The organism is Mycobacterium sp. smrl_JER01 (genome assembly GCF_048513595.2).
In the GTDB taxonomy this organism is placed as follows: Bacteria; Actinomycetota; Actinomycetes; order Mycobacteriales; family Mycobacteriaceae; genus Mycobacterium.
This window is the reverse complement of record NZ_JBLXXK020000001.1, coordinates 3473348-3485771: the sequence shown is the minus strand read 5'-3', so window position 1 is coordinate 3485771 and position 12424 is coordinate 3473348. Positions and strand designations below refer to the sequence as shown.

12 protein-coding genes and 1 tRNA gene are annotated in these 12424 nt (G+C 64.9%); 7 read left to right on the top strand and 6 right to left on the bottom strand.

What is annotated here, in order from left to right:
* Positions 1-282 precede the first annotated feature (282 nt).
* Positions 283-819, top strand: coding sequence for an HD domain-containing protein (locus ACNUDN_RS16435; RefSeq protein WP_085149509.1), 537 nt, complete (start codon positions 283-285; stop codon positions 817-819).
* Between the two features lie 11 nt (positions 820-830).
* Here ACNUDN_RS16435 and ACNUDN_RS16430 read toward each other — a convergent pair whose 3' ends face one another.
* From ACNUDN_RS16430 to ACNUDN_RS16420, 3 genes are all read right to left on the bottom strand, one after another.
* The gene (locus ACNUDN_RS16430) at positions 831-1301 is read right to left on the bottom strand and encodes an NUDIX hydrolase (protein WP_085149512.1); all 471 of its coding nucleotides are present in this window, start codon (positions 1299-1301) and stop codon (positions 831-833) included.
* A 156-nt stretch (positions 1302-1457) separates the two neighbouring features.
* Positions 1458-2752, bottom strand: a protein-coding gene (locus ACNUDN_RS16425; RefSeq protein ID WP_419122764.1) for an IS3-like element ISMysp3 family transposase whose coding sequence is annotated in 2 segments (ribosomal slippage) — positions 1458-2479 and positions 2479-2752 — 1296 coding nt in all. Because the reading frame shifts where the segments join, the coding sequence is not laid out codon by codon here.
* Between the two features lie 32 nt (positions 2753-2784).
* Positions 2785-3483, bottom strand: coding sequence for a hypothetical protein (locus ACNUDN_RS16420; RefSeq protein ID WP_498450161.1), 699 nt, complete (start codon positions 3481-3483; stop codon positions 2785-2787).
* Positions 3484-3742: 259 nt separating this feature from the next.
* Between ACNUDN_RS16420 and ACNUDN_RS16415 the strand changes: the two genes are divergently transcribed.
* The 4 genes from ACNUDN_RS16415 (at position 3743) to ACNUDN_RS16400 (ending at position 9067) form a co-directional block, all read left to right on the top strand.
* Positions 3743-4069: an SCO3933 family regulatory protein gene (locus tag ACNUDN_RS16415; RefSeq protein WP_085149514.1), complete on the top strand. Its 327-nt coding sequence runs from the start codon at positions 3743-3745 to the stop codon at positions 4067-4069.
* Positions 4070-4183: 114 nt separating this feature from the next.
* Positions 4184-5614 (top strand): FtsK/SpoIIIE domain-containing protein, encoded by a 1431-nt coding sequence (locus ACNUDN_RS16410; RefSeq protein ID WP_085149517.1) that lies wholly within the window; start codon positions 4184-4186, stop codon positions 5612-5614.
* A 3-nt stretch (positions 5615-5617) separates the two neighbouring features.
* Positions 5618-7234, top strand: coding sequence for a replication initiator (locus ACNUDN_RS16405; RefSeq protein ID WP_085149520.1), 1617 nt, complete (start codon positions 5618-5620; stop codon positions 7232-7234).
* Between the two features lie 186 nt (positions 7235-7420).
* Positions 7421-9067, top strand: a complete 1647-nt coding sequence (locus ACNUDN_RS16400) for a recombinase family protein (protein ID WP_419122936.1) — start codon at positions 7421-7423, stop codon at positions 9065-9067.
* Here ACNUDN_RS16400 and ACNUDN_RS16395 read toward each other — a convergent pair.
* A tRNA-Leu gene (locus ACNUDN_RS16395) sits at positions 9049-9134 on the bottom strand. The two genes, ACNUDN_RS16400 and ACNUDN_RS16395, sit on opposite strands and share 19 nt — an antisense overlap.
* Before the next feature lie 80 nt (positions 9135-9214).
* Here ACNUDN_RS16395 and ACNUDN_RS16390 point away from each other — a divergent pair.
* Both ACNUDN_RS16390 and ACNUDN_RS16385 read left to right on the top strand, forming a co-directional pair.
* Positions 9215-10558: a M20/M25/M40 family metallo-hydrolase gene (locus ACNUDN_RS16390; protein ID WP_419122935.1), complete on the top strand. Its 1344-nt coding sequence runs from the start codon at positions 9215-9217 to the stop codon at positions 10556-10558.
* A 27-nt stretch (positions 10559-10585) separates the two neighbouring features.
* On the top strand, positions 10586-11122 hold the full coding sequence (locus ACNUDN_RS16385) for a YbhB/YbcL family Raf kinase inhibitor-like protein (RefSeq protein WP_419122934.1): 537 nt from the start codon (positions 10586-10588) through the stop codon (positions 11120-11122).
* Here ACNUDN_RS16385 and ACNUDN_RS16380 read toward each other — a convergent pair.
* Entirely contained in the window at positions 11119-12180 is a 1062-nt protein-coding gene (locus tag ACNUDN_RS16380; protein WP_419122933.1) for a quinone-dependent dihydroorotate dehydrogenase, read from the bottom strand. The genes ACNUDN_RS16385 and ACNUDN_RS16380 overlap by 4 nt on opposite strands.
* Positions 12181-12420 carry a DUF5703 family protein gene (locus tag ACNUDN_RS16375; protein WP_419122932.1) on the bottom strand — a complete coding sequence of 80 codons (240 nt, stop codon included), beginning with the start codon at positions 12418-12420 and terminating at the stop codon, positions 12181-12183.
* Positions 12421-12424: the final 4 nt, after the last annotated feature.

Genomic DNA, 12424 nt, shown 5'->3' with positions numbered 1-12424 from the left:
CTGCTGTTCCGGCCGGGGAGGCGCGAGCGCCGGCATGGTCGAGGCTAGACCTGACTCGTTTGCCCACGGTGAGGTCATCGATTGTGTACGAGTGGGCCAGCAAGTCAGCGCCGGCCGCGACGGTCGATCGTATGTGTGGCCTGGACTTCTTGGGGGCGGCGGACGGGAGCGCCAGCGGACGGTAGCCGTCCCCGGTTGATGTCGCGGAAACGCATTTGGCGGCTTGACCGTCGATTTGACTCGCGCTCCACCGCTTCGTCAGTCGACTCGTAGGCTGATGGTATGAGCGTCGCAATGGTGGAACGTGCGCGGTCGTTGGCCGAGGAGCAGATTGCCGGCCTTGGGCGGCGCTGGGAGCATGTGCAGGCTGTCGCGGCGACAGCGGAGAGGATACGGCCGCATCTGGACGCGGAGGCCGGTGATTGTCTCGTGGCCGCGGCATGGACACATGACATCGGTTACGGGCCGGATGTGCGGGCAACGGGATTTCACCCGCTGGACGGAGCACGGTTTCTGCGCTCGCAGGGCTTCCCGGAACTGGTGGTGTCGTTGGTGGCGTTCCATTCCGGCGCTGCAGTGGAAGCAGTGATGCGAGGCATTGATGGGCTGGCTGAGTTCACTGAGCCAGCGGCCGAGGTGCTGGATGCGTTGACGTTCTGCGATTTGACGAGCGGACCCGACGGTTCGCCGGTGTCCGCTGCTGTACGTCTAGACGAGGTGGTCAATCGCTACGGACCCGATGATCCGGTGCACCGTGCGGTCAGTTTGTCGCGTGAGGACTTGCTGGCCGCGGTGCGTCGCGTGCAATCGTGGCAGTGAAACCGGCCTGTCTACCCGAGGTAGGGCGTGGGCCGCTGGTCCAGATAATGGGTGATGCGTAGCCGCATCGAGGGGTGCATGTCCAAAGCCGCGATATCGACGGGGTCGGTCCAGGCGATGTCAATGCTTTCGTGGTCGATGGCGAGCTGGCCACCTAGTACGGTCGTAGTGAAGCACAGCGAGAACTGTTGACGTACTTCACCATCGGTGAACGCAACGACGTGCGCAGGGTCGGTGTAGATACCGCTCAAGCCGGCGACGGCCACGTCCAGACCGGTCTCCTCTTTGACTTCACGTACTGCGGTCTGCTCGATCGTTTCACCGATGTCATGGCCACCTCCGGGCAGTGCCCACAACGTGTTGTCACGTCGCTTAACCAGCAGGATGCGGCCCTGTTCGTCGGTGACGATCGCGGACGCTGACGGAACGACGCTGTTGGGGGTCGGTGCGTCGGGATCGTTGTAGTAGTCGGTGCGCGCCATCAGCAGTCCTTTCTTCTTACGACGTGGGTAGTGGCTCTGCCTGGTCCCAGACTCGGGTGAATGCGTCCTCAAATGTTGTCCAGAGTCGTGGTTCGTCGGAGCGGGAGAAGACCATAACCGGGTTGTTGCGCCCCGGTGAGTGAACCGTCCCGGGTTTCATGCACCCTCAGGTTTCTGTGATCCGGCCGGTCTACCGGTCACGAGTTGGGAATAGTAGCGGGCTTCGGCTTCGGCCGGCGGAATGCGTCCGAGGCGGTGCATCAGGCGCTGCTGGTTGTACCAGGCGACGTAGTCGGCGGTGATGTATTCGACGTCGCCCACGGTGTTCAGTGGGCCGCGGCGAAACGGGGAATCCGCCCGGACACATTCGTTCTTGTACAGGCCGATGGTCGTCTCAGCCAGCGCGTTGTCGAAGGCATCCCCAACACTGCCCACAGACGGGCGAATTCCCGAAAGGCTCAGTGTCTCACCGAATCTCACACTCGTGTACTGCGAGCCGGCGTCGCTGTGATGGATTGCGCCGTCGACGGGATGGCCTTGGCGGGCACGCAGTGCAGCGGCCTGACGCAGCGCGGATTCGACGAAGCGGGTGTGCTTGGACGCCGAGGCTTCCCAGCCCACGATCGACCCGGCGTAGACGTCGATGACGAACGCGACGTAGACGAACACGCCGGTGACGAGCTTGACGTAGGTGAAGTCGGCCACGAGCAGCACGTTGGGTGCGGCCACCCCGAACTGGCGGTCCACCAGGTCCGGCGGTCGCACCGCCTCCGGGTCGGGGATCGTGGTGCGGACCCTCTTCTGGCGGCGCACGCCTTGCCAGCCGTTCTTGCGCATCAGGCGTTCCACGGTGGACTTGGCCACCGGGATGCCCTCACGCTGCAGATGGGCCCACATCTTCAGCGACCCGTACAGCGACTCGGGCCTGCGGCGTCCGTGCTCATCAGGCTCGTAGTAGCCGGCTAGGATCTCGGTGATCGTGGCGTCCCACAGGGCCCGTTTCGAGGGCGCCCGCACCGCCCAGGCATGAAATGTCCGCGGGGCGATCGGCACGGCGTGCTCGGTGAGCACGCGGCAGATCGGAGCGACCCCGAAACGGTCCCGGTGGGCGGCGATGAACTCGCAGACCGTAGCGGTCAGCGGCGGTTGCGCGAGTCGCTCTCCCGCACGAAGAAAGACGTTGCCGCCTTGAGGATTTCGATAGTCTGCTCCAGCTCGGCGTTACGCCGTTTCAACGCCCGGATCTCCGCAGCCGCCTCCGAAGAGACCCCGTCTCGATCACCGTCATCGACCTGTTGCTGGCGAATCCAATTACGCAGCGTCTCGGCGTTCATCCCCAACCGTTTGGACACCGCGGTAATCGCCGCCCACTCGCTCGGATAGTCCTCCCGGTGCTCGCGCACCAGACGGACCGCCTTCGCTCGGGTCTCCGGGTCGTACTTGCTCGGCATGACATGCACCTTCCCAAGGAAGGAGGTGCGCATCAAACGCGGGATGGTTCAGAGCCGTAGACGTGGAAGTTGACGATCATGTCGTCATCGACCCGGAAGATCGACGTATAGAGGGTCGTTTGATGCGTTCGCACCTGCAGACCCGACGTCTGCAGGTGCGGTGTGAGCAACTCGACAGAGTTGCGGCTCCGAGCGATCACGGAGTTACCGATTCCTTCCTCTTGACCCCGGAGGACCATGTTTTCCCCTCTCGGGTCACCTACCAGAAAGCGCACCTGTGCGCCGCGCTTCGCGGCGTCGACCAAGGTGGTCGTGAATCCGTCGAGGGTGTCGAACAAGAATGTGGCCGCGAAGACGAGGATATCGATTGACGTCCTGGCGCTGGCAAAGTGATTCTGCCACAGGGTAATTGGTACTTGCGTGCGAGTGGCGTAGAACGTCGGCCTGAAGGTGATCGCAGTCGCCGAGGCAGAGCGACCACCAGTCAGGTCGGCCGGGAATTGCGTTGGCCACAGCTCGTGTGGCGTGCATTCCAACACGTCAGCGGCAGCCTGTGCATTGACGCGTTGAACTTTCCAGTCAGCATCGGCCAGCCAGCGTCCCACCGTCTTCTCGGTGACGTCGATCAGTCCGGCGAGTTTGCGTGCATTGATGCCTTTGACACGTATCGCTCGTTCCAACGCGATATTCCGCACCGTGGTGGCTGCGGCGTCGCCGTCATCTGCGTGCACCACCCGATTCCCCTCCCTGTGCTGGTCAACTGGTCGGTTGAGCCTGCATGGACACGATTTTTGCATAAGGCCATGTCAGAGGTCGGCGCAACCGATGCAGACATGGACCGGTCACGAACGTGCCCGTCGATGTCCGAGGCCGTGTCCGACATGTCTGAGGTGTCCCGCGGTGGCCCTGTCGGTGTCCGTCGTGTCCGCGTGTAGTGGTGCTAGCGCTCACCTGGGCGCGACTCAACCACAGGAAAAGGACTGAGAATCAATGAAACTCAAGATTGACACCGCGGCGGTGTCATGGATGTGCACGAAAACCGCTGAAGCACGTACAGATTTCGAGACCGGTCAACCCAAGGTCGATAAGACTACCGGGTTGGTGCTCTGGCAGGTCCAGTTGATGGCCCTGGATTCGGACGGTGCAGAGGTGTTGACGGTGACCGTCCCGGGTGAACCGAAAGTCACTGTGGGACAGCAGGTCACGGTCGTCAACCTTGTGGCGACACCGTGGAATCAGAACGGTCGGGCGGGTGTCGCGTATCGGGCTGATGCGATCACCGTCTCTGAGGGCAAGTCCGCTGGACCGCGCCAGTAAATCTCCGCCGTGCCCGCCCGGCCATCCGTGCCGATTGGTTGAACCGCTCTCGGAATGAGATGGCCGGTCGGGTTTCCCGCTCCCCGTATTACTTTTCGTGAGAGTCAGGACACGATGTCGAACACTTCAAATAGTAAGAACAGCAACAAAAATGATGGATCAGACGACTGGATCGGCGAACTGCTGGTCGACATCGTCACCGGTATCGCGCATCTGCTGGGCTGGGGACTGCGTTTCCCATTGCTCGGCGTACCGGTCGTGATCACGTGTGGTGTTGGCATCTGGCAGGGCCTGAACATCGCGATGTTCACCTTGGCCGGATTCATCGCCGCCAACATGGTCTGGGCGGTCCTGGATGAGACGACGTTTGAGCAGTACGTGATCAACCCGCCGTATCACTATTTCCAGCGCTGGTCTCGCTACGAACGGTCCTGGTCGCGGGTCTGCGCCATGCACGGACTTACCGCGAAACATGGTGACCGCGAGCATGTCCCGGCGCTGCGGACCATCGGCATCGGCCACGACGTCGACGTTCTCGATGTCACGATCGTGACCGGCCAGTCAATCACCCACTGGCACAAGCAAACCGAAGCCCTCGCTGCAGCCTGGCGCGCACAACGGGTAACAATCACCGCTACCACACCCGGTCAGATTCGGGTCACAGTGATGCGTGCCGATGTGCTGGCCGAGCCGATCGCACTGCCGCTGCCCACACCGACCACACCCGTGGAATTGGCGGCAATCGGTGCAGGTGCCACCGAAAGCGGCGACCTGTGGCAGGTGCCTGTACTCGGTCATCACGTCCTGATCGCGGGAGCCTCCGGAGCCGGCAAAGGGTCGGTGCTGTGGTCGCTGATCGCCGGCCTGGCCCCCGACGTGCGGACCGGCAAAGTGCGGCTGTGCGTGATCGACCCCAAAGGGGGCATGGAACTAAGTGCGGGGGCACCCATGTTCACCGCCTTCACCCACGATGCCACCGGCACCACCGTGGAGCTGCTGCGCACCCTGGTCGACGTGATGAACGAACGAGCGCACCGCCTCCGCGGTCGCACCCGCCTGCACACACCGACTGTGGCGGAGCCGTTGTTCGCGGTGGTGATTGACGAACTGGCCGCTCTCACCGCCTACGTCACTGACCGAAAAATCCGGATCGAGATCGAGCACCTCCTCGGACTGCTGCTGTCACAGGGCCGGGCCGTCGGCATCTCGGTGATCGCGGCGATCCAAGACCCCGCCAAAGACACCCTGCCGGTACGCCAGCTCTTCACTGTCCGGGTCGGCTTGCGGCTGACCGAGGCCACCCAAACAACCATGGTCTTGGGCCAGGGCGCGCGTGACGGCGGGGCGGTATGCGAGGACATCGACGACCGCACACCCGGCGTGGGCTACGTGATGATCGACGGCACCGCACAACCCACACGGGTGCGGGCCTTCTACGTCACTGATCCTGACATCGCCGCTCTGGTCCGCACCTTTCATGCACCCCGGCCGCGTCGACGCAACGCGACGGGCAACGACAGCACCGGCACCGAGGACCAGGGGTAAACGATGGCCACCCCAGATGCTCTATCGAATGGACAGGATTGGTACCCGGCCATCACGCTGCCGGGTATCCCGACAACGCCCGGCATCGCCATCGACGTCGATGCGGTGATCAGTCAGATGGTGCGGCGCGCTTCCACGGCAGGGTTCGATCAGTGGTGGCGGCGCGCCGAATCGGTCGGGTTCTGCGCCCACCCCATCCAACTGGCCGGCGTTGACCGCTTCGGGCGTGCGCAGGTGGTGTGGACCCGCTGCAACAACCGCCGCGCCCACATCTGCCCATCGTGTTCGGACCTCTATGCCCGGGACACCTGGCAGCTGGTGCATGCCGGCGCCGCCGGTGGCCACCACCACGTCCCCGCCAGTGTCAGTGCCCGTCCGCAGGTGTTCCTGACCTTGACCGCGCCGAGCTTCGGGCCGGTGCATGGCGCTACCGGCACCGTCTGCCGCGAGTACCGCAACGCCGGCCAATCCGAACGGTGCGCGCATGGGAACCTGTTGTGGTGCAATCACATTCACGACCGCACTGATTCACTTGTCGGGCAGCCCCTGTGCGGACCCTGCTACGATTACCTGTCCCACGTGCTGTTCAGCTGGCACCTGCCCGAACTGTGGCGACGCTTCACCATCTCCCTGCGCCGCGCGGTTCGGCAGGAACTAAATGCCCGAGGTCTTGATCCGGATTCGGTGCGAGTCAGTTTCGTCAAAGTCGTCGAAATGCAAGCCCGCGCTGTCCCGCACATCCACGCCCTCATTCGCCTCGACCCCTCCGACGACGACACGACGTCATCGGGTGAGCCGAAGAGTTACGGCCGCGCCGCCTCCGGTGGTGCGGAGCCCCGTCATCTGACCGGACCCCGATGGCAGTCACCGATCACGGCCACGGCATTGGCGGGCATCATTCATCGCGCCGCCGGCGGCATCGCGATCACCGTCCCAGACCCGCACCGCGCGGTTGCTGGTCACATCATTCACACTTCCTGCGATGAGGACACCGCCGGGGTCGCCGTGCGGTTCGGCAGTCAGATCGACACTCAATCGCTGGCCGCCGAATCATCCGTCATCCATGATGATTCAGATGCCGGCCCGGCCAGCGGGTTGTCTGCGCGCCGCGTGGCCCGCTACCTCGCCAAATACGTCACCAAAAGCCTGCAGGACTTCGGGATCGCCGCCCGCCGCCTGTCTACCGAAGCCATTGCCGCCCTTGATGTTACCGAGCACATCCGGTCCATACTGTTCGCGATCGCCGCTCTCGATCACCACGCCGCCACCAATACCACGCGCGAGTCGCCGTGGACCGGGATAGGCCGCTGGCTACACACCCTGGGCTACCGCGGCCACATCACCACCAAATCCCGCCACTACTCGACCACCATGACAGCACTACGTATCCACCGTGCCGAATGGACCCGCGCCCAAAACGCCAAACCCGCAGCAGCGCAACATGATCAGACGGACATCGCAGACCAGATTGGATGGGAATTCGATCGTGCTGGTCATGCTACGACGGGCGACCGAGTCCTGGCTGTTTCAGCGAGCCTGCGACATATCGAGAGCAGACGCACCGGATTGGTGGAGGTCCGCGACCAGCAATCGGATCGACGGAGGCGCCGTGATGATTGACAGCTCCACCACCGGGCACCCTCATTCTGAAGGCGGCGACCAAGTCAGTGCTCGGATTTTGTCAGAGGGAGGTGCTGAAATTGTGGTGCCCGAAGACTATGCCCTCCCGTGCGAAGCCAACCGCGCCCTGATCCGCGTAATACTGGCCGTACGGGACCGGACGCTCGGAGGAGACAGGGGAGTCGCGTGACCATCAGGTTCGCCTTTTATGGCCGAGTAAGCACCGAGGACGCTCAAGATCCGGAGGCGAGCCGTAGTTGGCAAAAGCGACGGGCAGTCGATCTGATCGCTCCGCACGGGGGAGTTGTCGTTGCTGATTACTTCGATGTGGGCCAGAGCCGTTCTCTCCCGTGGAAGCGCAGGCCTGAGGCCTCGCGACTCCTCTCTGATGTCACGACCAGAGACCGTGGCTTCGATGCCGTGGTGATCGGGGAACCGGCCCGTGCCTTCTATGGGCCGCAGTTCGCGCTCACTTTCCCGGTGCTCACGCACTACGGCGTGGGCCTATGGGTGCCGGAGGTCGGCGGCGCGGTTGATCCCGGCTCCGAAGCGCACGACTTGGTGATGACGCTTTTCGGCGGGATGAGCAAGGGCGAGCGTGCACGAATCCAGGTGCGCGTCCGTACGGCGATGTCCGCTCTCGCGCAGGACACGTCCCGATATCTCGGTGGTCGACCACCGTATGGTTACCGGCTCGTCGACGCTGGCCCGCACCCGAACCCTGCAAAAGCGAATCTTGGCCAGCGCCTTCACCGCCTCGAACCCGATCCGGTGACCGCTCCGATCGTCGAGCGGATCTACCGCACATATGCCGATGGCGCTGGCCTGCGGTACATCGCGCAGCAGCTCACCGACGATTGCGTACCGTCGCCGAGCCAGTATGACCCGGCCCGGAATAGTCACCGCGATCCGCGCGGATGGTCCCATTCGGCGATCCGCGCGATTCTCGACAACCCTGCCTATCGTGGTGTCCGCGTGTGGGGCAAGCAGGAGAAGTACGAGGTCCTGGTCGACCCCGATGACGTCGCCGCGGGGTATGACACGCGAATGCGATGGCGGAACGAGGGGGACTGGATCACCCCGGACCGGCGGACGCACGAGGCCTTGGTTTCCGATGAACTGGCGGAGGCGGTTCGACTTCGGATGCAGAGCCGGCGGGGTCCGGGACTTGTATGCAGCAGGGAATCGACTGTGCCGTACGCGCTGCGTGGGCTGCTCTACTGCGCCGCGTGCGGAAGGCGTATGCAGGGCGCAGCCCGTCCAGGGAAGCAAACAACGCGCATTCTCTATCGCTGCGAGTTCGGTAAGTCGCGTTCGGTACCTGTCGATCTGAGCGATCACCCGCGCACTGTCTACCTTCGTGAGGACGCGTTGACGCCTCGGCTCGACAGCTGGATTGCCAGTCTTGCAAATCCCGATGACCTGGCGCGGGGGCAGGACATGCATCCGACTGCAGGGGCCGGCTACGCGGCTCTGCAGCGCCAACTAGGCGAGGTGAATCGCAAGATCGCCGCCTTGGTCAGCGCGGTGGAATCTGGTGTGGCGGTTGAGGATTTGAGTGCGGCGTTGCAACGGCGCACCGCTGAACGTGACGAGTTGAGGGCCAGTCTTGAGCGAGCAGAGCGGCCGAGTGTTATGTCGGCAACACAGATCAGCGAGCTGGTCGAACAGCTGGGTGGGTTATCGGCTGTGCTTGGCGAGGCTACCGGGGCCGAACGCGCCGAGGTGTACGCGAGCCTGGGGCTCCGCCTTGATTACGATCCGCATCTGCGACAAGTCAAGGCGACGGCCGATCTGAGTCGTGTCGCCGGATGTGTCCGAGGGGGGACTTGAACCCCCACGCCCGTTAATAGGGCACTAGCACCTCAAGCTAGCGCGTCTGCCATTCCGCCACTCGGACCTGCTGTGGGCAGCTAAGGCTAACGGATGAGCCGCCCCGGGCCCAAACCAGGAAAGCCGGGCAGTGTTAGAAAGGGACTTGTGACTGGACTGGGGAGTGCTGCGACGCCGAGTGACGAAGTGGTCGATCTGGTCAGCACGCTGATCCGGTTCGATACGTCCAACACCGGGGATCCCGCCACCACCAAAGGTGAGGCCGAATGCGCCCGCTGGGTTGCCGACCAACTCGCCGAGGTGGGTTACGTCACCGAGCACATCGAAGCCGGTGCGCCGGGCCGAGCCAATGTCTTCGCCCGGCTCGAGGGCGCCGACCGCTCGCGGGGTGCGCTCATGCTGCACGGACACCTCGACGTGGTGCCCGCCGAAGCCGCCGACTGGAGCGTGCACCCGTTCTCGGGCGCCGTCGAGGACGGCTATGTGTGGGGGCGCGGTGCGGTCGACATGAAAGACATGGTCGGCATGATGATCGCCGTCGCGCGGCATTTCAAACGTGCCGGCATCGTGCCACCCCGCGACCTGGTGTTCGCGTTCGTCTCCGACGAGGAGGCCGGCGGTAACTTCGGCTGCAAGTGGCTCGTCGACAACCGCCCCGACCTGTTCGACGGTGTGACCGAGGCCGTCGGTGAGGTCGGCGGGTTCTCGCTGACCGTGCCGCGCCGCGACGGTGGGGAACGCAGGCTGTACCTGATCGAGACCGCCGAGAAGGCGATGTTGTGGATGCGCCTGACCGCGCGCGGCCGTGCCGGACACGGGTCGATGGTGCACGACGACAACGCCGTCACCGCCGTCGCCGAGGCGGTCGCCAAGCTGGGCAAGCACCGCTTCCCGATCGTGCTGACCGAATCGGTCGAGCAGTTCCTCACCGCCGTCGGGGAGGAGACCGGATACACCTTCGACCCCGCCGCACCCGACATCGAAGGCACGGTGGCCAAACTGGGCGGGATCGCGCGCATCGTGGGGGCCACGTTGCGCGACACCGCCAACCCGACGATGCTCAAGGCCGGGTACAAGGCCAACGTCATCCCGGCCACGGCCGAGGCCGTCGTCGACTGCCGGGTGCTGCCGGGTCGGCTCGCGGACTTCGAGCGCGAGGTCGACGAGATCATCGGCCCGGACGTCAAACGCGAGTGGATCACCAACCTGCCCTCCTACGAGACCCCGTTCGACGGCGAGTTGCTCGCGGCGATGAACGCCGCGATCGTGGCCACCGACCCCGAGGCGCGCACGGTGCCCTACATGTTGTCCGGTGGCACCGATGCAAAGCACTTCGCACGCTTGGGAATTCGCTGCTTCGGTTTCGCCCCGTTGCGGCTGCCGCCGGATCTGGACTTCGCCGCGCTGTTCCACGGCGTCGACGAACGGGTACCCGTGGATGCATTGAAGTTCGGTGCGCAGGTCCTCGAGCACTTCCTGCTGCACAGTTAGAAATCCGACACGAGAAGGAGTGGCGCAGTGCCCTTTCCCTACAACCCGTACGACTTCCTGCCCGAGCTGCCCAGCTTCACGGTGACGTCGCAGTCGTTCAAGGACGGTGAGCCGTGGGGTAACGACCAGGTCAGCGGCATCATGGGCGCCGGAGGATCGGACATCTCACCGCAGTTGAGCTGGTCGGGGTTCCCCGAACAGACCCGCAGCTTCGCAGTGACGGTGTTCGATCCCGACGCCCCCACGGCGTCCGGGTTCTGGCACTGGGCGGTGTTCAATCTGCCCGCCACGGTCACCGACCTGCCCGCCGGAGTCGGTGACGGCAGCGCGAGTGGGTTTCCCGGCGACGCCGTCACACTGGCCAACGACGCCGGGCTCAAGCGGTTCATCGGTGCGGCACCTCCGGCCGGACACGGGGCGCACCGCTACATCGTCGCCGTGCACGCCGTCGACGTGGAGAAGCTCGACATCCCTGCCGAGGGCACCCCGGCATACCTGGGCTTCAACCTGTTCAGCCACGCGATCGCGCGCGCGTTGATCACCGGGACCTACGAGCAGAGCTAACGCGCCGCCGACCCGACCGCCGCCGCGAGGCTGGAGAACCCGTTCGCGCGGAGGTGGGCGGCGACACCGTCGTTGATCGTCTTGGCCCACAACCCGCCGCCGTAGACGAACCCGGTGTAGCCCTGCACCAGCGAGGCGCCCGAGACGATGCGCTCCCATGCGTCCTCGGGTGTCTCGATGCCGCCGACACTGATCAGGACCAGCCGGTCGCCGACCCGGGCGTAGAGGCGGCGCAGCACTTCCAGCGCGCGCCGGGCAACCGGGGGACCGGAGATGCCGCCGGCGCCGAGCTCGGCCACGGCCGCGGTGGTCAGACCGGCACGGGAGATCGTGGTGTTCGTCGCCACGATCCCGGCCAACCCCAACTCGGTTGCGAGATCCGCGATCTGGTCGATGTCCTCGTCGGCGAGGTCGGGGGCGATCTTGACCAACACCGGTGTGGTGGTTTCGGCCAGGACGGCGGTCAGGATCGGACGCAACGATTCGACGGACTGCAGATCACGCAGGCCGGGGGTGTTGGGCGAGCTGACGTTCACGACCAGGTAGGCGGCGAGAGGCCCGAGCAGGCGGGCACTTTCGGCGTAATCCTCGGGCGCCTGCTGCGGCGGTGTCACCTTCGTCTTGCCGATGTTGACGCCGATCGGTATGTCCGGCACCTGACCCGCCAGACGGGCGGCCAGCGCCGCCGCGCCGTGATTGTTGAAACCCATACGGTTGAGCAGGGCTCGGTCGGCGGGCAGCCGGAACATCCGCGGTGTCGGATTGCCCGGCTGCGGCTGCGCGGTCACGGTGCCGATCTCGGCGAATCCGAAACCCAGTGCGCCCCAGGTGTGTACGCCGAGGCCGTCCTTGTCGAAGCCGGCCGCCAGACCCAGTGGGCCGGGGAAGCGCACGCCGAATACGGTGCTGGCCAGGATCGGATCGTGCGGAGCGAGCCGACGCGCCAGGCGGGTGCGCAGCACCTCGGGTTTGGTGACAGCCCGCAACCCGGTGAACACCCAGGTGTGGATCCGCTCGGGCGGCACCAGGAACAGGGCCTTGCGCAATGCGGCGTACATCTACAGTCCCGGCTGTTCGGGATCGGGCACGGCGCCGGGGCGCCTCTTGCGCCGCAACAGCACCCGCCTCGATCCGTCGGTGTAGAGCCGCACCCGGGTCAGCTCCCAGCCGCGGTACTCGGCTTCGATGGACAACCGGATCGAGGCGTTGAGGCGGGTGACCTCGGGGGGCAGCCGAAGTGGAATCCACTCGTACTCACCCGCATCCTCGGCGACGACCGCGTCCCAGGCGGCCGGCATCCGG

Coding starts and splice junctions, on each gene's coding strand:
- ACNUDN_RS16405 (WP_085149520.1), top strand. CDS start 5,618: ATGGCCACCCCAGATGCTCTATCGAATGGACAGGATTGGTACCCGGCC.
- ACNUDN_RS16435 (WP_085149509.1), top strand. CDS start 283: ATGAGCGTCGCAATGGTGGAACGTGCGCGGTCGTTGGCCGAGGAGCAG.
- ACNUDN_RS16415 (WP_085149514.1), top strand. CDS start 3,743: ATGAAACTCAAGATTGACACCGCGGCGGTGTCATGGATGTGCACGAAA.
- ACNUDN_RS16380 (WP_419122933.1), bottom strand. CDS start 12,180: ATGTACGCCGCATTGCGCAAGGCCCTGTTCCTGGTGCCGCCCGAGCGG.
- ACNUDN_RS16410 (WP_085149517.1), top strand. CDS start 4,184: ATGTCGAACACTTCAAATAGTAAGAACAGCAACAAAAATGATGGATCA.
- ACNUDN_RS16375 (WP_419122932.1), bottom strand. CDS start 12,420: ATGCCGGCCGCCTGGGACGCGGTCGTCGCCGAGGATGCGGGTGAGTAC.
- ACNUDN_RS16430 (WP_085149512.1), bottom strand. CDS start 1,301: ATGGCGCGCACCGACTACTACAACGATCCCGACGCACCGACCCCCAAC.